Source organism: Streptomyces bicolor (assembly GCF_000719285.1).
Lineage (GTDB): Bacteria > Actinomycetota > Actinomycetes > Streptomycetales > Streptomycetaceae > Streptomyces > Streptomyces bicolor.
Map to the genome: position 1 here is coordinate 26,064 of NZ_JOFS01000022.1, position 23,671 is coordinate 49,734.

21 protein-coding genes are annotated in these 23,671 nt (G+C 70.1%); 10 read left to right on the forward strand and 11 right to left on the reverse strand.

Translation table 11 applies throughout. The annotated features are described in order from the left end of the window. The first annotated feature begins 36 nt into the window (after positions 1-36). Both IF78_RS0127395 and IF78_RS0127400 read left to right on the forward strand, forming a co-directional pair. Complete coding sequence (locus IF78_RS0127395) at positions 37-1,014, forward strand: threo-3-hydroxy-L-aspartate ammonia-lyase (protein WP_031485478.1); 978 nt, start codon at positions 37-39, stop codon at positions 1,012-1,014. Positions 1,015-1,153: 139 nt separating this feature from the next. Then, complete coding sequence (locus IF78_RS0127400) at positions 1,154-1,513, forward strand: cupin domain-containing protein (RefSeq protein WP_031485479.1); 360 nt, start codon at positions 1,154-1,156, stop codon at positions 1,511-1,513. Between the two features lie 24 nt (positions 1,514-1,537). Here the strand turns inward: IF78_RS0127400 and IF78_RS0127405 are convergent, their stop codons facing one another. The 5 genes from IF78_RS0127405 to IF78_RS0127425 form a co-directional block, all read right to left on the reverse strand. Then, the gene (locus tag IF78_RS0127405) at positions 1,538-2,515 is read right to left on the reverse strand and encodes an NAD(P)-dependent alcohol dehydrogenase (RefSeq protein ID WP_031485480.1); all 978 of its coding nucleotides are present in this window, start codon (positions 2,513-2,515) and stop codon (positions 1,538-1,540) included. Positions 2,516-2,670: 155 nt separating this feature from the next. Continuing rightward, complete coding sequence (locus IF78_RS0127410; protein WP_031485481.1) at positions 2,671-4,029, reverse strand: vWA domain-containing protein; 1,359 nt, start codon at positions 4,027-4,029, stop codon at positions 2,671-2,673. Further along, the gene (locus IF78_RS0127415) at positions 4,026-4,883 is read right to left on the reverse strand and encodes an AAA family ATPase (RefSeq protein ID WP_031485483.1); all 858 of its coding nucleotides are present in this window, start codon (positions 4,881-4,883) and stop codon (positions 4,026-4,028) included. Before IF78_RS0127415 ends, IF78_RS0127410 begins: the two co-directional genes overlap by 4 nt. Positions 4,884-5,057: 174 nt before the next feature. After that, on the reverse strand, positions 5,058-6,368 hold the full coding sequence (locus tag IF78_RS0127420; RefSeq protein WP_031485485.1) for an ABC transporter permease: 1,311 nt from the start codon (positions 6,366-6,368) through the stop codon (positions 5,058-5,060). A gap of 3 nt (positions 6,369-6,371) precedes the next feature. Beyond that, entirely contained in the window at positions 6,372-7,163 is a 792-nt protein-coding gene (locus IF78_RS0127425) for an ABC transporter ATP-binding protein (RefSeq protein WP_037641377.1), read from the reverse strand. Between the two features lie 168 nt (positions 7,164-7,331). Between IF78_RS0127425 and IF78_RS0127430 the strand changes: the two genes are divergently transcribed. Both IF78_RS0127430 and IF78_RS0127435 read left to right on the forward strand, forming a co-directional pair. After that, entirely contained in the window at positions 7,332-7,922 is a 591-nt protein-coding gene (locus IF78_RS0127430) for a hypothetical protein (protein ID WP_031485489.1), read from the forward strand. Between the two features lie 95 nt (positions 7,923-8,017). Beyond that, a complete protein-coding gene (locus IF78_RS0127435) occupies positions 8,018-8,947 on the forward strand; it encodes a hypothetical protein (RefSeq protein ID WP_031485490.1) in 930 nt (309 codons plus the stop codon). 82 nt (positions 8,948-9,029) lie between these two features. On the opposite strand, the gene IF78_RS0127440 is transcribed toward IF78_RS0127435, so the two are convergent. From IF78_RS0127440 to rhaI, 6 genes are all read right to left on the reverse strand, one after another. After that, positions 9,030-9,740: a LutC/YkgG family protein gene (locus tag IF78_RS0127440; RefSeq protein WP_031485492.1), complete on the reverse strand. Its 711-nt coding sequence runs from the start codon at positions 9,738-9,740 to the stop codon at positions 9,030-9,032. Next, complete coding sequence (locus IF78_RS0127445) at positions 9,737-11,215, reverse strand: LutB/LldF family L-lactate oxidation iron-sulfur protein (RefSeq protein WP_031485494.1); 1,479 nt, start codon at positions 11,213-11,215, stop codon at positions 9,737-9,739. Before IF78_RS0127445 ends, IF78_RS0127440 begins: the two co-directional genes overlap by 4 nt. After that, a complete protein-coding gene (locus tag IF78_RS0127450) occupies positions 11,212-11,967 on the reverse strand; it encodes a (Fe-S)-binding protein (protein WP_031485495.1) in 756 nt (251 codons plus the stop codon). The genes IF78_RS0127445 and IF78_RS0127450 overlap by 4 nt, the downstream gene beginning before the upstream one ends. Before the next feature lie 88 nt (positions 11,968-12,055). Then, the gene (locus IF78_RS0127455) at positions 12,056-13,492 is read right to left on the reverse strand and encodes a rhamnulokinase (RefSeq protein WP_031485496.1); all 1,437 of its coding nucleotides are present in this window, start codon (positions 13,490-13,492) and stop codon (positions 12,056-12,058) included. A gap of 8 nt (positions 13,493-13,500) precedes the next feature. Beyond that, the gene (locus IF78_RS0127460) at positions 13,501-15,540 is read right to left on the reverse strand and encodes a bifunctional rhamnulose-1-phosphate aldolase/short-chain dehydrogenase (protein ID WP_031485498.1); all 2,040 of its coding nucleotides are present in this window, start codon (positions 15,538-15,540) and stop codon (positions 13,501-13,503) included. Between the two features lie 192 nt (positions 15,541-15,732). Continuing rightward, a complete protein-coding gene (gene rhaI / locus IF78_RS0127465) occupies positions 15,733-16,893 on the reverse strand; it encodes an L-rhamnose isomerase (protein ID WP_031485501.1) in 1,161 nt (386 codons plus the stop codon). A gap of 283 nt (positions 16,894-17,176) precedes the next feature. Between rhaI and IF78_RS0127470 the strand changes: the two genes are divergently transcribed. The 6 genes from IF78_RS0127470 to IF78_RS0127495 are packed head-to-tail and all read left to right on the forward strand — an operon-like array spanning position 17,177 to position 23,648. Next, a complete protein-coding gene (locus tag IF78_RS0127470) occupies positions 17,177-18,694 on the forward strand; it encodes a sugar ABC transporter ATP-binding protein (protein WP_031485503.1) in 1,518 nt (505 codons plus the stop codon). Beyond that, complete coding sequence (locus IF78_RS0127475; protein ID WP_031485509.1) at positions 18,691-19,731, forward strand: ABC transporter permease; 1,041 nt, start codon at positions 18,691-18,693, stop codon at positions 19,729-19,731. Before IF78_RS0127470 ends, IF78_RS0127475 begins: the two co-directional genes overlap by 4 nt. After that, complete coding sequence (locus IF78_RS0127480) at positions 19,724-20,716, forward strand: ABC transporter permease (protein ID WP_031485512.1); 993 nt, start codon at positions 19,724-19,726, stop codon at positions 20,714-20,716. The genes IF78_RS0127475 and IF78_RS0127480 overlap by 8 nt, the downstream gene beginning before the upstream one ends. A 30-nt stretch (positions 20,717-20,746) precedes the next feature. Then, the gene (rhaS, locus tag IF78_RS0127485; protein ID WP_031485514.1) at positions 20,747-21,826 is read left to right on the forward strand and encodes a rhamnose ABC transporter substrate-binding protein; all 1,080 of its coding nucleotides are present in this window, start codon (positions 20,747-20,749) and stop codon (positions 21,824-21,826) included. Between the two features lie 18 nt (positions 21,827-21,844). Then, on the forward strand, positions 21,845-22,165 hold the full coding sequence (locus IF78_RS0127490) for an L-rhamnose mutarotase (RefSeq protein ID WP_031485516.1): 321 nt from the start codon (positions 21,845-21,847) through the stop codon (positions 22,163-22,165). A 52-nt stretch (positions 22,166-22,217) separates the two neighbouring features. Beyond that, positions 22,218-23,648: a BNR repeat-containing protein gene (locus IF78_RS0127495; RefSeq protein WP_031485518.1), complete on the forward strand. Its 1,431-nt coding sequence runs from the start codon at positions 22,218-22,220 to the stop codon at positions 23,646-23,648. Positions 23,649-23,671: the final 23 nt, after the last annotated feature.

Consider the following 23,671-nt stretch of genomic DNA (forward strand, 5'->3'; position numbering starts at 1 on the left):
GCCCGCGACCGACAAGACATCCCCTGGAGGACACGCGTGACGATCACCACCCCGCCGATCACCCTCGACGACGTCCGCGACGCCGCCACGCGGCTCAAGGGCGTCGCGCACCGCACCCCGGTGCTGCGCTCGCGGACCCTCGACGAACTCGTCGGTGCCGAGGTCTTCCTCAAGTGCGAGAACTTCCAGCGCGTCGGTGCCTTCAAGTTCCGCGGCGCTTACAACGCGGCGTCGCGGCTCAGTCCCGAGCAACTCGCCCGGGGCGTCGTCGCCTACTCGTCCGGCAACCACGCCCAGGCCGTCGCCCTCGCCGCCCGGGAGCTCGGGGCCGGCGCCGTGATCGTCATGCCCGAGGACGCCCCGCCGTCGAAGCGGGCGGCGACCGTCGGGTACGGCGCCGAGATCGTCACGTACGACCGCTACACCGGCGACCGCGTCGCGATCGGGGAGGCCCTCGCAGCCGAGCGCGGCCTCGCCCTCATCCCGCCCTACGAGCATCCGCACGTCATCGCCGGGCAGGGCACGGCCGCCCTCGAACTCCTCGAAGAGGTAGGGGAGTTGGACGCACTGGTGACTCCTGTCGGCGGTGGCGGACTCATGGCCGGCAGCGCCACGGTGGCCAAGGGGCTGTACCCGGACATCCGGATGATCGGCGTCGAACCGGAGGCCGGCGACGACACCAAGCGCTCCCTGGAGGCGGGGCGGCGCATCAGCATCCCGGTGCCGCGCACCATCGCCGACGGCCAGGCTCTGCACACACCCGGCGAACTCACCTTCTCCGTCAACCGGCGGCTCGTCGACGCGATCGCGCTGGTCAGCGACGACGAGATCCGGGACGCCATGCGGTTCGCCTTCGAACGCCTGAAGATCGTGGTCGAGCCGAGCGGTGCCACCCCGCTCGCCGCGCTGCTCACCGGCCGGGCGGGCGCCCCTCCGCGCAGGGTCGGTGTGATCATCTCCGGCGGCAACGTCGACGCCGAGCGCTTCGCCGAGCTCTGCGGGAAGCGGGCCTGAGCCTGCGTCCTCCGAATGGCGGCACCGGATGGCCGGGCGGACGATGGAGTGGTAGGGGGTCGGCCGCCCACGGCGGTGCTCAGGGCCACCGGGGGACCGGCCCCGGTCGCGGTGAAACGCGGCCGGAAGGGAGTGCGTCATGCTGGAAGTGAAGCCCCTCGAAAAGCCGGACGAGCGCCGTGATTTCCCCCGCGGTCACCTGGAGGCCGTCCACATGACGGATCTCGACTTCGCCGTGGCGACCTTCGAGCCCGGCTGGCGCTGGTCGGAGTCCGTGGGCCCGATCGCGGGCACCGAGAGCTGTCAGATGCATCACAACTGCTACATGGCCCAGGGCCGCATGCACATCCGCATGGACGACGGCGGCGAACAGGAAGTCGGGCCCGGCGACGTCTTCGTCTGCTCGCCCGGACACGACGCCTGGGTCGTGGGCGACGAACAGGTCGTGGTCTACGACTTCCAGGGGCAGACGGCGAGGGAGTACGCGAAGCAGAAGTAGTGCCGACCGGTCGGCGCCGGCACGTCACACGGTGACGACGACCTTCGCGCGCGCGTGCTCCACCTCCAGGTACCGGATGGCTTCGGCCGCCTCGCTCAGTGGATACGTCCGCTCCACGACCGGAGCGATCTTCCCGGACTCGGCCAGCTCCCGAAGCGCCGCGAGGTTCGCCTTGCTCTGCAGCGCCGATATTTCGAGCAACCGCTGGTGGCGCGAGAAGGGCGCCACCAGCCGCCGCTTGAGGAACAGACCCATCGGCCCGACGAAGCTGCCGCCCTCGTACACCCCGCCACCGGAGAGCACGAGCGTCCCGGTGGGTGTCAGGACCCGCCGGAACTCGCCGAGCGAGCGATTGCCCACCAGGTCCAGGACCACGTCGTAGCGCTTGCCGCCCCGGGTGAAGTCCTCCTGCGTGTAGTCGATCACCCGGTCCGCACCGAGTGACCGGACCAGCTCCACGTTCCGGGTGCTGCACACCGCCGTCACCTCGGCGCCGAACGCCTTGCCGAGCTGCACGGCGAACGTGCCGACTCCGCCCGACGCCCCGTTCACCAGGACCGTCTGACCCGGCCGCACCCGCGCGACGTCGCGCAGACCGATCAGGGCGGTGTTCGCCGCCAGAGGTATCGCCGCCGCCTGCTCGAACGTGAGGTTGGCCGGCTTCGGGCCGACCTCGCCGTCCAGCGCGCACACGTACTCCGCGAACGCGCCGTCGGCCTCCCCGTACACCTCGTCACCGGGCTCGATCCCCGAGACCCCCGCGCCCACCGCCTCCACCCGGCCGGCGAAGTCGCGGCCCCGCACGCGCGCCCTGGGCCGGCGCAGCCCCATCATGCCGCGGCCCAGCAACGGGTCACCGCGCATGAAGTGCCAGTCGTACGCGTTGACCGAGGCCGCGTGCACCCGTACCAGCACCTCGCCGGCGGCCGGCACCGGCCGGTCGATGTCCATGAACTCCAGCGTGTCCGCCGAGCCGTACCGGTCCTGAACCACTGCCTTCATGAGATCCCCCCTCCGCTCTCGTCGAGCGTAGGAAAACCCCATCGGCCGGACCATCGGGGACGAACCCTGATTTTCGCCGGGGTCCACCCTCTCCTTGCCCTGAGGAAACCGCAGCTCGCCGCCGCCTGATCACGCCCGCGCTCACGCCTGCTCGATCACACCGGCAGCAACCGCGCCACCAACGCGCTGAGCTGCCGGGCGGTACGGCACTCGTGCATCTCGACCAGCTCGGCGTAGGCGGGCGCGGCGGAGTCGCCCGTGCCCCAGCGGGAGCGCTGCTCGGGATTCAACCAGTAGACGCGGCGCGCCCGTTCGGCGATCTGCCGTACCGCCGCCAGGTTCGGGTCGCTCATGTTGGTGCGGGCGTCCCCGAGGACGAACACGGTCGTGCGCGGGCCGACCGCGTCGCCGTACCGTTCCGCGAACTCGCCCAGCGCCATGCCGTAGTCGCTGCTGCCGTGATACCCGGTGAGCGTGGCCTCGGCCTCGATGCGGGCGCCGAGTCCCTCCGGATCGGCGGTGCCGTGCTCGAGCAGCCCGGTCACCTCGTCGATGCGGTTGACGAAGGCGAACACGCGCACCTTGCTGAACTGGTCGTGCAGCGCCTGCACCAGCAGCATCGTGAAGTCCGAGAAGCCGGACACCGAGCCCGACACATCGCACAGCAGCACCAGTTCGGGGCGCACGGGACGCCGTCTGCGCAGCACCGGCTTCATCGGCACCCCGCCCGTCGACAGCGAACCCCGCAAGGTCCGCCGCAGATCGATCGCCCCCCGGGAGGCGCGACGGCGGCGTGCCGCGAGCCGGGTCGCGAGCTTACGGGCGAGCGGCTGGACAGCCCTGCGCAGCTCGGCCAGTTGGGCCTTCCCGGCGAACAGGAAGTCGACCCGGTCGGCGGTCGGCGTCACCGCCCGCCGGGCGATCTCGTCCCGGCCGCGCCGCTCGGCGACCCGGCGCCGCGCCTCCGCGGCCACGAGCGCCCGGAACGCCGCGATGCGCCGGCGGATCTCGTCCTCCAGCAGCCGGTCGGTGAACCCCGAACTGCCGCCCCGCGCGCGGACGTCGTCGCGGACACGGGCGAGCAGGGTCTGCGGGCGCAGCCGTTCGAGTGCCTGGTACGACGACCAGCCGTCCGACTCCGGCGAGGAACCGTAGCCGCCGAAGCCGTCGACGGCCTCGACCGCCAACCGGCGCATCCACGCCTCGTCGTTGGCGGCCAGCGCGGCCGCCAGCCGGTCGCGCAGGGCCTCACGCCCGGCCGCCTCCCCCTCCGGCGCGCCGACACCGCGAGGGAAGTACAGATCGAAGACCGGGTCGAACACCGGCCGCCCGCCGGTGCCGTGCAACAGCGTCGCCGCCAGCCCCTCGCGCAGCAGCTCCCGGTCGGCGAGGCCGAGCACCTCGATCGCCCGCGCCGCGTCCACCGTCTCGCTCGTGCCGACCCGGATGCCGTGCGCGCGCAGCGCCCCGACGAGTGAGGTCAGCCGCTCGGCGACGCCCGTGGACGTGGTCACAGGGCGTCCAGGTCGAGCTTGGCACTCGCCTTCAGGACGTCGTCCTGGTGCTTGAGGAGAGCGCCGAGCGTGTCCCGTACGACCGTCTCGTCCAGCGTGTCGGCGCCGAGCGCGAGCAGCGTGCGCGCCCAGTCGATCGTCTCGGCGACCGACGGCACCTTGCGCAGGTCCATCGCCCGCAGCGCGCCCACGACCCGGACGACCGAGCGGGCCAGCGCCTCGTCGAGGCCCGGCACCTTCAGTCGTACGATCCGGCGCTCCAGCTCCTCGTCCGGGAAGCCGATGTGCAGAAACAGACAGCGGCGGCGCAGCGCCTCGGACAGTTCGCGGCTCGCGTTGGAGGTGAGCACGACGAACGGGCGGCGCGTCGCGGTGATGGTGCCCAGCTCGGGGACCGTGACCTGGAAGTCGCTGAGCACCTCGAGGAGCAGGCCCTCCACCTCGACGTCCGCCTTGTCGGTCTCGTCGATCAGCAGCACCTTTGGGTCGTCGCCCCGGATGGCCGTCAGGAGCGGGCGCGTGAGCAGGAACTCCTCGCTGAAGATGTCCGTGCGTGTCTCGTCCCAGGTCTCGTCGCGGCCCGCGCTGATGCGCAGGAGCTGCTTGGCGTGGTTCCACTCGTACAGCGCGCGGGACTCGTCGACCCCCTCGTAGCACTGCAGACGCACGAGCCGCGCCCCGGCGACCTCGGCGACGGCCTTGGCGAGCTCCGTCTTGCCGACGCCGGCCGGGCCCTCCACCAGGAGGGGCTTGCCGAGGCGGTCGGCGAGGAAGACGGTCGTGGCGACGGCGGGCGAGGCGAGATAGCCGGTCTCGGCCAGACGTGCGGAGACATCGTCGACGGATGTGAACAACGGGGCCTCCAGGTCGGCGGCGACGGTCCGGGACGGTCCGAACACTGTCCAAGCGCTTGTTCAGCGATGATGTCACGGGAGTTCCGTGCACCGAAAGGTGGTAGACCGATCGGTTTCCTCGTGTTGGACGGCCGGGACGGCCGCCGAAGCAGCCGTCCTCGCGCGACGTCGTTCTCATGACGCCACCGCGACCGCCCCGACGGCGGGCGTACGCAGCATCCGCCGGGCCGTGACCAGGCTCGTCCCCAGCGTCGCCGTCGCCGCGACCGCGACGACGGCGACCCCGATGCCGTAGACGTCACCCGGCAGCACGGCGTCCCCGCGGACCACCGTGAACGGGACGATCCCGGCCAGCGCGGCCACCGACCCGAACAGGACTCCGGTGACGGTCAGGATCACGGTCTCGGCGCCGACCGTCCCGAGCACCTGACCCGGGGTCGCCCCGGCCAGGCGCTGCTGCCCGAACTCCCGGCCCCGGTAACTCGTCGCCGCGCACAGCGAGTTGACCAGCATCACACAGACGAACACCACGATGATGCCGACGACCGTGAAGTTGAGCGTCTCGAGGTTCTTGGCGTCGATCGACTTCGTCAGGCCCGAGGCCTCGACGGCGTCGCTCTCCACCGCCTGCATGGTCAGCGTGGCCGTGGCCACGGCTGTGAACAGGATCAGCGACATCAGGATCCCGGCCAGATGACCCGCCCGCTCCCGCAGATTCCGTACGGCCAGCCAGCCGCTCGCCCCGCTCAGCGGCAGCCGGTCCAGCACGCCCTCCAGCAGCCGCGGCGCCATCAGCGCGAACCCCACCGACAGCAGGATCGCCCCATAGGCCGGCGGCGCCATCAGGGCCGCGTCCGTCGCCGAGAACACGAAGGTGGAGGAGACCGACACCGCACCGGTGAGCAGCGCGGCGTAGGCGAGGAACTTCCGTGCCCCGCCCCGCTTCCGGTGCCCGCGCGTCGCGCGCCGTACGGCGAGGAAGGCGGCGCCCGCCGACGCGAGCAGCGTGATGTCGATGCCCGTCATGAGCGCGATCGGACCGAAGGAGTGCTCCACGGACTCGGTGACCTGGCCGCTGTCCTGGAACACCTCCAGGAGCATCCGACCGCCCAGCATCGCCGGACCGATCGCGAGCGCCGCGCCCACCAGGCCGACCACCACCGCCTCGCCCACGACCATCCGCTTGAGCTGCGCCGGAGTCGCCCCGGAGCAGCGCAGCAGCGCCAACTCGGCGGCGCGCTGGCGGACGTTGACGGTCAGGGCCGAGGCGACCGCGAAGAACACCAGCAGGGTGCCGTAGCCGCCGACGACACCCGCGGCCGTCGACAGCGTCTCCGCGCTGGTCGAGTCGACGCCGTTCTGTGCGGCCGTGTCGTGCATCGAGTTGAACGTCATGATGATCGCCGCGCCCAGGAACGCGCACAGCAAAGTGGCGAGGAACCGCCCGGGGCGGTGCCGTATCGACCGCATGGCCAGCATGAACATGACTCAGACCTCCATCGCCGCGTTGTCGCCGAGGTGCGCGAGGCGTTCGGCCACCGCGTCCGGGGTCGGCGTGTCCAGCCGGCCCGCAAGCCGGCCGTCCGCCAGGAACAGCACCGAGTCGGCGTAGGAGGCGGCGACCGGGTCGTGGGTCACCATGACCACGGTCCTGCCGTGCGCGCGCACCGCCTGCTGGAGCAACCGCAGCACGTCGCGTGCGCTGCGCGTGTCCAGGGCGCCCGTCGGCTCGTCCGCGAAGACGACCCGGGGCTCGGTCACCAGGGCGCGGGCGATGGCGACGCGCTGCCGCTGACCGCCGGACAGCTGGTCGGGGCGGTGCCCGAGGCGGTCGCCGAGCCCGACGGAGGTCAGGATCTCCTTGGTCCGCCCGCGGTCGACGCGCTGCCCGGCGAGCTTGAGCGGCAGCACCGTGTTCTGGGCGACGGTCAGTGTCTCCAGCAGGTTGTACTGCTGGAACACGAACCCGACCCGGCCGCGCCGGAACTTCGTCAGCTCGGCCTCGCCGCCCCCGGTCAGCTCGGTGCCGTCCACGCGCACGATGCCGCTGTCGGGCCGGTCGAGACCGGCCGCACAGTGCAGCAGCGTGGTCTTGCCGGACCCCGAGGGCCCCATCACCGCGGTGAAGGTGCCCCGCCCGAGACCGAGCGTGACCCCGTCCAGAGCGGTCACGGCGCTGTCGTGCGAACCGTAGGTCTTGGTGACCTTGACCAGCCGGACCGCCTCGGGGGCGGGTCCCTTGTCGTGCGTACGTCGCGAGCCTGCGCGAAACATCGTCATCACTCTCCGTCCGGCACTCCGTGTGCCTGCCGACGAAGCTACGGAGCAACGGACTTGACCACATTGGGCGCAGAACCCGTATTGCCGGGTGTACTCAGCGACACCGTCGACGGGGGGTCGGCAGCCGGTGGCCGAGGTGTTGTCAGTGGTGGCCGGTACGTTGCGGGCATGGGGATCTATCTGGTGAGCGTCGGCGCGCAGGAGTGGTTCGGCGAGGCGGAGGGCGGTCGGGGGGATGTCGCCGCCGGGCTGAACGAGGAGTTGGAGCGGCGTGGGCTTCCGCCGTACACGAGCGTCCCCGAGGAGGCGGCGTTCGCTCCGGGTTCCGGGACTGCCTTCGAGGAGAAGCTCGTCCCGCCGATGGACGGCTTCACCGCGCTGTGCCGGGCACACCTGTCGAGAGCGGAACAGGAACTGCTCCTGGGCTGGACGGTGCTCATACCGGTGTCTCTCGACGAGGAGATCGAGTTGCCGGTCGAGTCCGCCTACGACCTGACGACGACCGTCGCCGGTGCCCCGCAGATCCTCGCCCTCGCGGAGCGGCTGGCGGAGGCCGTCGAGCTGCCGTACGACGAGATGCCGGCGACGTCGGACAACCTCGAGCTGACCATATGGTTCCTGGACGGAGAGGCGAAGCGGACCGCGGCGGTCCGGCCGGGACGGTGGAGTGACGACCTCGACGCGGCCTTCTACGTGGCGTTGTATCTGCGCGCCGCCCAGCACTCGATGCGGCGCGGCTGCCCGATCGTCTACTCCTGACGGCAGACGGAGGTCGCGGCTCCGTGAAATCGGTGACAGGACTGGTGCCTTGGGAGGCTTTCCCGCAAGGGGACGATCCCGGTACAGGTTTGGCCATGACGGAAAACGGGGGACGCTGCCAGACCTGGTGGCGGGAAATGCGGGAGTCGGTCCAGGGGGCGGACACCGAGCTGTGGCCCGAAGGGCTGACCGAGGTCGTGCCGAGCGGCTTCGACCGTGCGTACCTGCAGTTCGGAGATCTGTACCCGGAACAGCAGCTGCAGTTACAGCTCCTCTACGGCGCCTCGCAGCGCGCCTTCGAGCGCAGAACGCGGGTCTCGGCGCGGGTCACCGTGGTCCGGGTGCTCGGCAACGCGCTGAGTGACCCACGGCTGGGCGACGCCAAGCCGAACGAGCATCTGACCGAGTATCTCGACCAGGAGATCGCCGACTTGAGGGGCCGGCTGGCGCAGGACAGCGCGACCGCCGTGAGCCGGGGCCTCAACATCGGTCTCGCCCTGGGCTCGGCCGCCAGTCTGGCCCTGCTCGCCGTGCCGCTGCTCTGGGGCGTCGACCTGCTCGGCGTGCTGGGCGTGGCGCTGAACTGCACCAATCGCTGGAGCCTGCTGGGCGCGTTCGTGTGCGGTGGCGTCGGCGCGTTCGGGGCCGTGCTCAGCGTGCTGGTACGGCTGCGGGGGAGCGCGGACCAGCTGGCGCGCCGGCAGACCAACGGGCGGGAGGGCCTCGTCGTCCCCGGGCAGATGGCCCGGAGCATGCGCCACGAGGGTGTGTACCGGGTGTTCGTCGGCTGGATCCTCGCCCTCGCCGTCTACTTCCTGCTCAGCGGCGGCATCGTGACCGTGTTCGAGCCGCCCGCGACCACGACCGAGATCTGCCCGGCGGCGGGGAGCCCGGGATCGGCCGCGGCGGGCACCGAGTTCTGGGGCTTCTGGTGCGCCATCGGCTTCATTGCGGGCTTCAACGAGCGGTGGGCCTTCGGCATCCTGAGCCGCGACTCGACGAGGCGGCCGGGCAAAAACGCCTGATTCCGTTTTTGAACTGTTTCAACCTCCCTTGTGGACTGGGGAGTTCTATGGAGCCGACAGCAGCCCGGCTCCCGTCAGGCCGCTACGAGGTGACGTCCGCGCTCGCCTGACCTTCCACCAGCACCACCTCCAGGGTGCGCGGACCGTGCACCCCTTCGACCCGGTCCAGCTCGATGTCGCTGGTCGCCGACGGACCGGAGATCCACGTCGACGGGCGGGCCGGGTCGAGGCGTTCGAGGGCCTGCGGGACGGAGGAGACGACCTGGCCCGGGACCCGTACGACACAGATGTGGTGGTCGGGGACGAGCGTGATGCGGCGGCGGCCCTGGTCGGGGGAACCGTCCAGGACGATGGTGCCGGTCTCGGCGATGGCCACCGCACACGCGGTGACCACGCTGTCGACCTGGTCCAGTTCGTGCGGGGTGCTCTCCACTTGGTCCGGGATCCGCTCGGCGTCCGTCGCCGCGAGCCAGCCGGGATCCAGACCCGGCGGCACGAGCACCGTCTTCGCGCCCCGCGCCGCGAGCATCCCGGCGATCATCGCCGCGAGATCGGCGGGAGCGCAGCGGTGCACGATCGCCCGGTAGTCCGCCAGATTCTCGGCCAGCAGATCGACCGTCTCCGCGACACTCCGCTCCCCGTGCTCCCGCAGATAGTCGCGCGGAACCGCCTGCTCGTACTGGGGGTCCCTCCCAGGCCCTTCAGGCACTGGGGGAGTGTCGTCCTGTCGTGGGTCCTGCGCGTCCGCCAGCGCGCGCCGCACCCGCCCCAGGATCCGTTCCCTGCTGCTCACTTCGCGCCGTCCTTCCCGCCGTTCGTACGCTGCCACCAGTCCCGGAACGGCTCCTTGGGCACCGTCGGCAGATCACGACTCCCGCTCCACGCCTTGCCCGGTCCAGGCAGCGACCTCGGATGCAGGCGGCGCGTGCGCGAGGCGAGCCGCTGCCCGGCGCGCAGGGCGCCCGGCCGGCTGAACGCCCACCGTGCCGCCCGCATCGCGGCCCGCTCGGCGGCATGCCCCTTCGCGGGCTTGAGTACCACCTTGTTGCCCCGCTCCGTCACCGCACCGCCCTCCACCACCCGCTCCCGCAGATGCACCAGCACCTCGGGGATGTCGATGGCGACCGGGCACACCTCGTAGCAGGCGCCGCACAGCGAGGAGGCATACGGCAGCGAGGCGTCGATCTCGCTTCCCACACCCCGGAGTTGAGGGCTGAGGATGGCGCCGATCGGGCCCGGATAGACCGAGCCGTAGGCGTGTCCGCCGGCCCGCTCGTACACCGGGCACACATTGAGACACGCGGAGCAGCGGATGCAGCGCAGGGCCTGGCGGCCGACCTCGTCGGCGAGCGAGTCGGTGCGGCCGTTGTCGAGCAGGACCAGGTGGAAGTTCTCCGGCCCGTCCCCGTCCGTCGTACCCGTCCACATGGTCGTGTACGGGTTCATGCGCTCGGCGGTGGAGGAGCGGGGGAGCGTCTGGAGGAACACCTCCAGGTCCCGCCAGGTGGGCAGGATCTTCTCGATGCCGACGACCGAGATCAGCGTCTCGGGCAGGGTCAGGCACATGCGCCCGTTGCCCTCGGACTCCACGACGACCAGGGTGCCGGTCTCGGCGATCATGAAGTTGGCGCCGGAGACACCGACCTTGGCCCGCAGGAACTTCTCGCGCAGGTGCAGGCGCGCGGCCTCGGCCAGTTCGGCGGGGGTGTCGGTGAGGCCCTCGGGGGCGGGGCGGCCCCATTCGCCCATCTCGCCGCGGAAGATGTCCCGGATCTCGCCCCGGTTGCGGTGGATGGCCGGGACGAGGATGTGCGAGGGCCGGTCCTTGCCCAACTGCACGATCAGCTCGGCGAGATCGGTCTCGTAGGCGCGGATGCCCTCGGCCTCCAGAGCTTCGTTGAGCCCGATCTCCTGCGTGGCCATCGACTTGACCTTGACGACCTCCGGCTCGCCGGTCGCCTTGACGAGGTCGGCCACGATCCGGTTGGCCTCGTCGGCGTCGGCGGCCCAGTGGACCGTGCCGCCGGCCGCCGTCACCGACTCCTCCAACTGCACGAGATAGCGGTCGAGATGACGCAGCGTGTGATCCTTGATCCGCTTGCCCGCCTCGCGCAGCGCCGCCCAGTCGGACACCTCCGAGACGGCCTTCTCCCGCTTGGCGCGGATGGTGTGCGTGGCGTGCCGCAGATTGCCCCGCAGGGTCTGGTCGTGCACGGCCTCGTGCGCGGCCTTGGGAAAGGCCGGCATCCCGACGAACGTCCCGCTCATACCGCCGGTTCCTCCTCCGTGCTCGCCAGGATCTCCGCGATGTGCACCGGCCGCATACCGGTGCTGAGCCGTGCCATGGTGCCGCCGATGTGCATCAGGCAGGAGTTGTCGGCCGCGCACAGCACCTCGGCGCCCGTCGACTCCGCGTTGCGCACCTTGTCCGCGCCCATCGCGGCCGAGACGTCGGAGTTCTTCAGCGCGAAGGTGCCGCCGAACCCGCAGCACTCCTCGGCACCGGGCAGCTCGACCAGCTCCAGCCCCTTGACGGCCTGGAGCAGCCGCCGGGGCCGCTCGCCCAGCCCCAGCCCACGCAGCCCGTGGCAGGTCGGATGGTAGGTCACCTTGTGGGGGTAGTACGCCCCGACGTCGGTCACACCCAGCATGTCCACCAGGAACTCCGTCAGCTCGTACGTCTTCGGCACCACCGGCGCCAGCGTGGCCGAGAGTGTGTCGCCACGCCCCTCGGCGCGCGCCCGCTCACCCATCCGCGGGTACAGCTCGCGCACCATCGCACCGCACGACCCGGACGGCGTGACGATCGCCTCGTACTCCCCGAAGACATCGGAGAAATGCCGGGCCAGCGGCTCGGCCTCGTGTCGGTATCCGGTGTTGTAGTGCGCCTGCCCGCAGCAGGTCTGCGCCATCGGGAAGTCGACGTCGACCCCCAGCCTGGTCAGGAGTTTCACCACGGCGCGGCCGGTGTCCGGATAGAGCGTGTCGTTGACACAGGTCAGGAACAGGGCGACACGCATCGCGGCTCCTTGTGATCGATCATCGGATGAGTGCAGGGTAGTGCGGGCGCGGAGCCTGGGGGAGACCCCGCTCACCGTCGGGTGGAATTCACCTTCGGGTGAGCCGGGCCTCCGCCTCGTCCCAGCGTGCCGCGTCCCCCCGCGGCTCGTACCGCGTGAGCGGCTGCGTACGGGTGAGCAGGCGCCGTCCGCCGGCGAGGTCGCCGACCAGCCCGTGGGCCCGGGTCTGGACGAGGACGTTCCCGAGGGCGGCGGCCTCGGTCGGGCCGGCCACCACCGGCAGTCCGCAGGCGTCGGCGGTCAGCTGGCACAGCAGGGCGTTGCGGGTGCCGCCGCCGACGACATGCACGACGTCGACGGGATGGTCGGCCAGCCGCTGTGCGTCCGCGATCGCCCTGCGGTGCGCGAGGGCGAGCGAGTCGAGGATGCACCGCGTGATCTCGGCGGGCGACTCGGGCACCGGCTGCCCCGACGCCCGGCACGCCTCGGTGATCCGCTCCGGCATCCGCCCGGGCGCCAGGAACGCCGCGTCCCCCGCGTCCACGACCGACCGCAGCGCCGGCACCTTGGACGCGTCGAGCAGCAGCCCGCCCAGGTCGGGGTCACCCCAGGCCCGTACACACTCCTGGAGCAGCCACAGCCCCATGATGTTCCGCAGATACCGGACCGTGCCGTCCAGCCCCAGCTCATTGGTGAAGTTGGCGGCCCGGCTCTCCTCGGTCAGCACGGGAGCGCCCAGCTCCAGCCCCGCCAGCGACCAGGTGCCGGTGCAGATGTAGGCGAACCGCTCGCCCTCGGCCGGGACGGCGGCCACGGCGGAGGCGGTGTCGTGCGACCCGACGGCCGTCACCGGCACCGGACCGGTGAGCCCGGTCTCTTCCAGCACCTCGGGTCGCAGGAGGCCCGCCGGATCGCCGGGCTGTCGCAGCGGCGCGAACAACGACAGGTCGATACCCAGCCGGGAGGCGATCTCGTACGACCAGTCGCGGGTGCGGGGATCGATGAGCTGGGTGGTGGAGGCGTTGGTGAGCTCGGTGCCCTGCTCGCCGGTGAGCCAGTACGTCAGGAGGTCAGGGATGAGCAACAGGCGTTCGACGTACGGCAGTTGAGCCGATGCGCGGGCAGCGGTCAGCTGGTACAGGGTGTTGAAGGGCGCGTACTGCAACCCGGTCGCGGCGTACAGCTCCTCCGCCGGCACGGTCGCCCACACCTTCTCAGCGACACCCTCCGTCCGGGAGTCCCGGTAGTGCACGGGATTGCCGAGCAGGGCCCCGTCCGCGTCCAGCAGGCCGTAGTCCACGGCCCAGCTGTCGATGCCGACGGAGTCGACCTGCCCGGCCGTCCGCAGCCCCTCCAGGACCCCCGCATACAGACCGAGGACATCCCAGCGCAGCCCCTCGGGCACCCGCACGGGCCGGTTCGGGAACCGGTGCGCCTCGGTCAGCTCCAGACTGTCGGGGCCGACGCGGCCGACCATGACACGCCCGCTGGACGCGCCGAGGTCGACCGCGGCGTACGACTTCACGTCCGCGCTCACCGCAGGAAGGCGGCCGCGACGCCGGCGTCGACCGGGATGTGCAGCCCGGTGGTGTGGGTCAGGTCCCCGCCGGTGAGGGCGAAGACGGCGTTCGCGACGTGGTCCGGCAGCACCTCCCGCTTGAGGATGGTCCGCTGGGCGTAGAACTCACCCAGCTTCTCCTCCTCGACCCCGTACACGGCGGCCCGCTTGGCCCCCCACCCACCGGCGAAGATGCCCGACCCGCGCACGACGCCGTCCGGGTTGATCCCGTTGACCCGGATGCCGTGCTCGCCGAGTTCGGCGGCCAGCAGTCGCACCTGGTGCGCCTGGTCGGCCTTGGTGGCGGAGTAGGCGATGTTGTTGGGCCCGGCGAAGACGGCGTTCTTGGAGGCGATGTAGACGATGTCGCCACCCAGCTCCTGCGCGATCATCACGCGCGCCGCCTCCCGCGACACGAGGAAGGAGCCGCGGGCCATGATGTCGTGCTGGAGGTCCCAGTCCTTGGCCGAGGTCTCCAGCAGCGGCTTGGAGATGGAGATCCCGGCGTTGTTGACGACGAGATCGACGCCGCCGAAGGCCAGCACGGCGGTCTTGAAGGCTTCGGCGATCTGCTCCTCGGAGGTGACGTCGACAGCCACGGCGACGGCCTTGTCGGGCCCGCCGAGTTCCTGGGCGACGGCCTCGGCGTTCTCGGCGTTGAGGTCGGCGATGACCACACACGCCCCCTCGGCGACGAGCCGGTGCGCGATGGCCTTCCCGATCCCGCTACCCGCGCCCGTCACCAGCGCGACCCGAGTCGCGAGCGCCTTCGGCTTCGGCATCCGCTGAAGTTTGGCCTCCTCGAGCGCCCAGTACTCGATCCGGAACTTCTCGGACTCCTCGATGGGCGCGTACGTGGACACGGCCTCCGCCCCGCGCATCACATTGATGGCGTTGACGTAGAACTCACCCGCCACCCGGGCGGTCTGCTTGTCCTTGCCGAAGGAGAACATGCCGACACCCGGCACGAGCACGATCGCCGGGTCGGCGCCGCGCATCGCGGGGGAGTCGGGCTCGGCATGCCGCTGGTAGTAGGCCGCGTACTCGTCCCGGTACTCGGCGTGCAGCTCCTTGAGCCGGGCGATGGCCTCGTCGAGGGGAGCGGTAGGCGGCAGATCGAGGACGAGCGGCCGCACCTTGGTCCGCAGGAAGTGGTCGGGGCAGGAGGTGCCCAGGGCCGCCAGACGCGGGTGCTCGGCGCTCGCGAGGAAGTCGAGGACGACTTCGGAGTCGTTGAAGTGACCGACCTGCGGACGGTCCTGCGAGGCGATGGCGCGGATGACCGGCGCCAGCGCCGCGGCCCGCTCCCGACGCTCGCCGGCGCCCAGCGCCGCGTAGCCCTCGATCACCGGCCCGAAGGGCTCCGGCTTTCCGCGCTCGGCGAGGAATGCCTCGGCGGTCCGGATGATGTGCAGCGAGTTGCGCTCGCACTCCTCGGAGGTGTCACCCCAGGCGGTGATCCCGTGCCCGCCGAGAACGCACCCGATGGCCTGCGGGTTGGCGGCCTTCACAGCGGCGATGTCCAGCCCGAGCTGGAACCCGGGCCGCCGCCACGGCACCCACACCACGGTGTCACCGAAACACTCGGCGGTCAGCTTCTCCCCATCGGCGGCACAGGCGAGCGCGATACCGGAGTCGGGGTGCAGATGATCGACGTGCGCGGCCTCGACGAGCCCGTGCATGGCGGTGTCGATGGAGGGAGCGGCCCCGCCCTTGCCGTGCAGGCAGTAGTCGAAGGCGGCGACCATCTCGTCCTCGCGCTCGACGCCCGGGTAGACATCGACGAGCGCCCGCATACGGTCCAGCCGCAGCACGGCCAGCCCCGCCTCGGTGAGCGTGCCGAGGTCACCACCGGAACCCTTCACCCACATCAGCTCGACGTCACCGCCGGTGACGGGGTCGGTGTCGGTGCCCTTGGCGGACGCGTTGCCGCCGGCGTAGTTGGTGTTACGGGGATCGGAGCCGAGCCGATGGGAGCGGGCGAGGAGGGCGGCGGCTTCGGGATGGGGAGCCATGTGTTCTCAGTCCTTAGAAGAAGAGTCGGTGCGTTTTCCAAAGGCGCCATCAGGGGCGCAGGGGGTGGGATCAGGCGCGCAGCGCCGATCCCACAGGGGCGCGGGGCTGTGTTGAATGTGCGGCTACCGCCGCGTGGGCGCGACCAGCCACATACGGCCCGCAGCCCGAAGACAACGGAGCCCGGCAGACGCTTACGCCCCCCAACCAGCCTGCTGCCCACCAACCCGCTCAGCCACGATCTTCTCGGCCCACCCGGACCGGGCATACGCAGCGATGGGGTCGGGATCGAGACCCATCTCTTCCCGCACCTCGGCAAGAAGCGGCCGTACGTCCGTGTTGTACGCATCCATCAGCACGGCATTCGCCCCCAGCACGTCACCGGCAGCCTGTGCATCGGCCAAAGCGGCGCGGTCAACCAGCAGCGCCTTCGCCGTAGCCTCCTGCACGTTCATCACGGACCGGATGATCGCCGGAATCTTCGCCTCGATGTTGTGGCACTGATCGAGCATGAACGCCACGTCAGGAGTGAACCCACCCCCACGCACGACCTCGTACATGATCCGGAACAACTGGAACGGATCCGCGGCCCCCACCATCAGGTCGTCGTCCGCATAGAACCGCGAGTTGAAGTCGAACCCACCGAGCTTCCCCTCCCGCAGCAGCGTGGCGACGATGAACTCGATGTTGGTTCCAGGCGCGTGATGCCCGGTGTCGACAACAACCTGAGCCTTCTCACCGAGCTTCAGGCAGTGCGCGTACGCCGTCCCCCAGTCCGGAACATCCGTGGTGTAGAAGGCCGGCTCGAAGAACTTGTACTCCAGCAGCATCCGCTGCCCGTCCCCGAGCCGCTCGTACACCTCGGCCAGTCCCTCGGCCAGGCGGTCCTGCCGTGCCCGGATGTCGTCCTGCCCGGGGTAGTTGGTCCCGTCGGCGAACCACAGCTTCAGATCCTGGGACCCGGTCGCGTCCATGATGTCGACGCACTCCAGCAGATGATCAACAGCCTTCCGCCGCACCGAGGCCTCGGGATGGCAGATGCTGCCCAGTTTGTAGTCGTCGTCCTGGAAGGTGTTGGAGTTGATCGCGCCGAGCTTCACCCCGCGATCCTCCGCGTGCTTCGCCAGCGCCGCGTAGTCGTCGACCTTGTCCCACGGAATGTGCAGCGCGACCGTCGGCGCCACGCCGGTGAACGCGTGCACCTGCGCCGCATCGTCCAGCTTCTCCCGTGGCGTCCGCGGCACACCGGACTGGGCGAACACCTTGAACCGCGTCCCCGAGTTCCCGTACGCCCACGACGGCGTTTCGACGGCCTGGGTCTTGAGTGCGGCCTTCACCGCGGCGAGCTCGGTCACTGAGGGCTCCTGTGACGTCGGGAGGTTGATCAGCTGGACGGATATCTGAAACGCTTCGCTGTGAAACGATTCAAGACGGGAACGTATGAGCCGCCCGGAGGGGTGTCAAGCCCCAGGACCAAGGCTGATGCCCGTGGCCTGACCGTGACCTTCGTTCATCGAAATCTTTTCGACACGGACCCATTGACGTGACATGCGGTCCGTGCCTAACGTCCCGGCAACCAAGTTGAAACCTTTCACGACGTCGGGAGGGCCGTCCCGCCGGCGTCGTCGAGGAGCCCCCATGACCCACCCGTCCACCACGGGTCCGGCCCCGGTTCTGGCGCTCAAGGACATCTCCAAGTCCTTCGGCGCGGTCCGCGCCCTGAGGGACGTCTCCCTGGAGCTGTTCCCCGGGGAGGTGCACGCCCTCGCCGGCGAGAACGGCGCGGGCAAGTCCACCCTCATCAAGACGCTCGCCGGCGTGTACCGGCCCGACGCGGGCAAGGTGCTGCTCGACGGTGAGCCGGTCGTCTTCCACGGACCCGGCGACGCCCGCGACGCCGGCATCGCCGTGATCTACCAGGAGCCGACCCTCTTCCCCGACCTGTCGATCGCCGAGAACATCTTCATGGGCCGCCAGCCGCGTCGCGCCCTCGGCCGCATCGACCACAAGGCCACGCACTCCGCGACCCTGGCCCTGATGCAGCGGCTCGGCGTCGAGCTCGACCCCGACCGCCCCGCGCGCGGTCTGTCCATCGCGGACCAGCAGATCGTCGAGATCGCCAAGGCGCTCTCCTTCGACGCCCGCGTCCTGATCATGGACGAGCCGACCGCCGCCCTCACCGGCAGCGAGGTCGCCCGTCTCTTCGGGGTCGTCCGCACCCTGCGCGAACAGGGCGCCGCCGTCCTGTTCATCTCCCACCGGCTGGAGGAGATCTTCCAGATCTGCCGACGGGTCACCACCCTGCGCGACGGCGCCTGGATCGCCAGCGAGCCGCTGGACGGCATGACCGAGGACGACCTCGTACGCCGGATGGTCGGCCGCGATCTCGACGAGCTGTACCCCAAGCAGGACGTGACGCCGGGCGAAGTCGCCCTGAGCGTGCGCCGGCTGACCCGCGAGGGCGTCTTCACCGACGTCTCCTTCGAGGTACGGCGCGGAGAGATCGTCGGCCTCGCCGGGCTCGTCGGCGCGGGCCGCACCGAAGTCGCGCGGGCCGTGTTCGGCATCGACCGCTGGGACGCCGGCGAGGTCTCCGTCGGCGGCAAGGCACTGACCAACGGCGCCCCGTCCACCGCCATGGCCTCCGGGCTCGCCCTCGTCCCCGAGGACCGGCGCGCCCAGGGCCTGGTGATGGACATGTCCATCGAGCGCAACATCGGCCTCACCGGACTGCGGACGACCGTCAAGGCAGGTCTGATGGACCGCGGCGCCGAGCGCAGCCGCTCCCTCGACTGGGCCGTCAAGCTCCAGGTCAAGTACGCCCGGATCGCCGACGCCGTCTCCACCTTGTCCGGCGGCAACCAGCAGAAGGTCGTCCTCGCCAAGTGGCTCGCCACCGGCCCCAAGGTGCTGATCGTCGACGAGCCCACCCGAGGCATCGACGTCGGCACGAAGGCCGAGGTGCACCGGCTGCTCAGCGAGCTGGCCGCCGACGGTGTGGCCGTCCTGATGATCTCCTCCGACCTGCCCGAGATCCTCGGCATGGCCGACCGCGTGCTGGTGATGCACGAGGGCCGCCTCACCGCCGAGATCCCACGCTCCGAAGCCACCGAGGAAACCGTGATGGCCGCAGCCACCGGGAGGGCCGCCGCATGACGGTGACCACTCCCCAAGAGGCTCCCGTGACCGACGTACCCAAGTCCAGCGGCACCCGCCTCGTCGACCGCGTCTTCAAGATGCGCGAACTCGCCATCCTGGTCGTCTTCGTGGTGATGATCGTCGTCACCCAGCTGGGCAACAGCGAGTTCCTCACCGAGCAGGGCATCAAGGACCTGCTGCTGAACGCGACGATCCTCGTGCTGGTCGCCACGGGCCAGTCCCTCGTGGTCATCACCAGGAACGTCGATCTGTCGGTCGGCTCCACGCTCGGCATCAGCGCCTTCGCCGCCGGTACGTTCCTCCAGGGCGGCGGGAACCCGGTCGTCGCCGTGCTCCTGGCGATCCTCATGGGCATCGGCTTCGGCCTGCTGAACGGCCTGCTCGTCAGCCTCGGCCAGGTGCCCGCGCTCGTCGTCACCCTCGGCACGCTCTACATCATCCGCGGCATCGACTCCATCTGGGTCGGCTCCCGGCAGATCACGGCGGCCGACCTCCCGGACGGCTTCGTCGACTTCGGCTCCGGCGGCATCTCCGTCGTGCCGTGGCTGGCGCTGATCGCCATCGCCGTACTGGTGGCTACCGCCTACTACCTCAAGCACTTCGGCAGCGGCCGCGAGCTGTACGCCCTCGGCTCCAACCCGGAGGCCGCCCGCCTCGCCGGCATCCCGGTGCGCAAGCGGATCCTCGCCGCGTACACCTTCTGCGGAGCGCTGGCCGGACTCGCGGGCGCGCTGTACCTGGCCCGGTTCGGCAACGTCGACTCCGGGACCGGCAACGGCTACGAACTCACCGTCGTCAGCGCGGTCGTGATCGGCGGCGTCGTCTTCACCGGCGGCTCGGGCAGCGTCTACGGCGCGGCGCTCGGCGCGCTGCTGCTGACCTCCATCAACAGCGTGCTGCCCGCGCTCGGCGTCAGCTCCGTCTGGGTGCTCGCCATCAACGGCATCCTGCTCCTCCTCGCCATCGCGGTCGACCGGATCGTCGCACTGCGCGTGGCCTCCGCCCTGAAGAAGAGGAACGCCCGCCATGGCTGACTTCTCCCTGAGCCGAGCCATCCGCTGGGACACGGTCGTCGGCGCGCTGCTGATCGTCGTGCTGCTGCTGTCCTTCGGAACGGTCGACGGTTTCGGAAACGCGCTCAACCTGTCGTTCCTGATCGGCAACACCCTTCCGATCGCCTTGATCGCCCTGCCCATGACGCTCCTGGTCGTCTCGGGGGAGATCGATCTCTCGGTCGCCTCCACCGCCGGTCTCTCCGGTGCCGTGATGGGCGCCCTGTGGAACCAGGGCATGACGATCGAGACGATCATCCCGATCTGCCTGGTGCTCGGTGTGGTGTGCGGACTGATCAACGGTCTGCTGGTGACCAGGCTGGGACTGCCGTCCCTCGCTGTCACCATCGGCACCCTCGCCGCCTACCGGGGCATCGCACAGATCGTGCTCGGCTCGGACGCGGTGACCGACTTCCCGACCCAGTACCTGGACTTCGCGGCCGGACGCATCGGGGACACCTTCATCCCGTACGCCTTCCTGCCCTTCCTGGTCCTGCTCGCCATCGCCGTGGTCGCGCTGCACGCCACCCCGTTCGGGCGGTCGATCTTCGCGACCGGTGCGAGCGAGGAGGCCGCGCGGTTCGCCGGTATCCGCGTCAAGCGGCAGAAGCTGATCCTGTTCACGGTGACGGGCCTGATGGCCTCCCTCACCGGCATCTTCTGGGCGCTGCACTACGCCAGCGCCCGCTACGACAACGCCACGGGCCTCGAACTCTCCGTCGTGGCGGCCGTGTTGCTCGGCGGCATCGACTTCGACGGCGGCAAGGGCACGCTCGGCGGCGCGATCGCGGGAGTCTTCCTGCTCGGCGCGCTGCAGAACGTGATGAGCCTCCAGGACGTCTCCGCCCAGTCGCAGATCGTCGTCACCGGCGTCCTGCTCGTCCTGTCCGTGCTCGGCCCCCGGGTCGCACGGCAGATCTCCGTAGCGAGGGCGGGCCGCAGAGCCGCCTCGACTCCGACCTCGTAATTCAGCCCTTCCTCGTAAAGGACCATTGCCATGCGCAAGTCATCCCTCCGCCGTGCCTCCGCCGGCCTCGCCGCCGTCACTTCCCTCGCCCTGGCCCTCACCGCCTGCGGCGGCACCACCAAGGAGGACGTCAAGAGCGAGGGCGCCTCCGCTGCCACCGCCGGCAAGGCCGACCCGAACGCCGAGCTGAAGAAGGGGCTGACCGTCGGCTTCCTGCCCAAGCAGGTCAACAACCCGTACTTCACCTCCGCCGACAAGGGCGGCGAGGCGGCCCTGAAGGAGCTGGGCTCCAGCTACAAGGAGGTCGGGCCGTCCAGCGCGACCGACACCGCCGGGCAGGTGTCGTACGTCAACACGCTCACCCAGCAGCAGGTCGACGCGATGGCCGTGTCCGCGCAGGACCCGGGCGCCCTGTGCACCGCGCTCAAGCAGGCCATGAAGAACGGCATCAAGGTCGTCACCTACGACTCCGACACCACCGCCGACTGCCGCAACGCCTTCGTCTCGCAGGCCTCCGCCGAGGACCTCGGCCGCACCGAGGTGCAGCTGCTCGCCGAGCAGATCGACTACAAGGGCGAGATCGCGATCCTGTCCGCCGCGCAGACCGCGACGAACCAGAACATCTGGATCGACTTCATGAAGAAGGAGCTCGAGGACCCCAAGTACAAGGACATCAAGCTCGTCAAGGTCGCCTACGGTGACGACGACGCCCAGAAGTCCTTCCAGCAGACCCAGGGCCTGCTCCAGGAGTACCCGAACCTCAAGGGGATCATCTCCCCGACCACCGTCGGCATCAAGGCCGCCGCCCAGTACCTGTCGGGCTCCAAGTACAAGGGCAAGGTCAAGCTGACCGGCCTCGGCACCCCGAACGACATGCGCAAGTACGTCAAGAACGGCACCGTCGAGGCGTTCGAGCTGTGGGACCCGGCGAAGCTCGGTGACCTCGCCGCCCGTGCCGCCGTCGCCCTGGTCTCCGGCCAGATCACCGGCAAGGAGGGCGAGACCTTCAAGGCCGGCGACACCACGTACACCATCGGCAAGGACGGCGTGATCAGCCTCGGCAAGCCGACCGTCTTCGACGTCAAGAACATCGACCAGTACAACTTCTGATCGAGGGAGCGGTACTTCATGCAGCGCGTCTGTTTCCTCCTCAAGGTCCGCGAGGACCGGATCGCCGAGTACCGCGAACGCCACGCGGCCGTGTGGCCGGAGATGCTCGAAGCGCTCTCGGCCACCGGCTGGCACAACTACTCCCTCTTCCTGCGCGACGACGGTCTGCTCGTCGGCTATCTGGAGACCGAGGACTTCGAGGCCGCCAAGGCCGGTATGGAGGCCACCGAGGTCAACGCCCGCTGGCAGGCCGACATGGGCGAGTTCTTCGAGTCCCTCGACGGCGCCCGCCCCGACGAGGCGATGAAGCCTCTCACCGAGGTCTTCCACCTCGCCTGACCCCCGCCGTATCACCCCTCCCCGCACCTCGCCGACAATGGAGTCCCCCGAGATGAAGAGACGCACCCTGCTGGGCGCCGCCCTCGCCGGAGCCGTGATGACCCCCGCCCTCTCCGCCGGCATCGCCCGAGCCGCCGACCCCGGTCCGTCCCTCACTCTGACCGGCACCACCACCCTCGACACGCAGGCCCTCTTCTTCGTGTCGTACGACGGCCTGGTCAACAACAACGCCTTCCAGAAGAACGGGCTGCTGACCTACAAGGGCTACCAGTACGCCGTCTGGTACACCGCCGACCGCAACGCCGTCGTGGGCCGCCGCGTCCTCGGCTCCAGCACCTGGTCCACGGTCAAGGTCGGCCACACGCTCCGGTACAACGACTCCCACAACGTCATATCCATGGGCGTCTCCAAGATCGACGGCCGCCTCCACCTCAACATGGACTCGCACAGCGACGGCTTCACCTACGTCAAGTCGGTCGCGGGGCTGATGGACAACCCGGCCGGGCTGAGCTGGACCGCGAGCCGCTTCGGCGCACCCCAGTCCACCCTGGACGGGCTGGCCCTCACCTCGCAGTTCACCTACCCGCAGTTCATCTCCACCCCCGAGGGCAGGCTGCAGCTCAGCTACCGCGTCGCCATCTCCGGCAACGGCCGCAACGCCCTCGCCGAGTACGACGGTTCGACCTGGACCAACCTCGGCGAGTGGAGCAGCTCCACCGGCACGTACACCAGCGAGCACGGCTCCTCCACGGCCCGCAACATGTACCTGCACGGCATCGACTACGACAAGAACGGCCGGCTGCACTCGTTCTTCACCTGGCGTGAGCAGAACGGCGCCGTGATGTGCAACGGCGGCGGCATCACCAACCACGACACCGGCTACGTCTACTCGGACGACCGCGGCCGCACCTGGCGCAACAACGCCGGTACCGTCGTCGGCACCACCGGCGGCTCCGACAAGGTCGCCGTCACCGACGGCGGGCTCGTCATCGACCCGCTCAACCCGGACCACTCCCTGATGAACCAGGAGAGCCAGTTCACCGACTCCGCCGGCCTGCCGCACGCGATCATCTCCTACGTCCCCGGCCGGTTCGGTCAGTGCACCACGAACTACGTCGCCGACCGCACCGCCAACGGGCGCGCCTTCCACGTCCGCAAGAACTCCTCGGGCACCTGGCAGAAGACCGAGATCCCGGTCCCGCTGAACTCCAGCCAGCGCACCAAGCTGATCCTGGACAAGTACGACAACGCGTACGCGATCTTCCCGTTCTGCCGCATCGCCGGGGCCTCCAAGGCTTCGGGTTACGCGGACTGGTCGGTCCTGTACGACGGGGTCACGGCCGGGCTGAACGCCTTCGGCGAGGTCGTCATCGACGAGACGCGCATCGCACAGGACAACTTCCTGTCGATCATGTACCAGGAGAAGTCCAGCGGTACGACGCCCTCGGCGCTGCGTAACCTCAACTTCCGCCTGCCTGCCTGATCGCAGCCGTTGTGGGCGGCTTG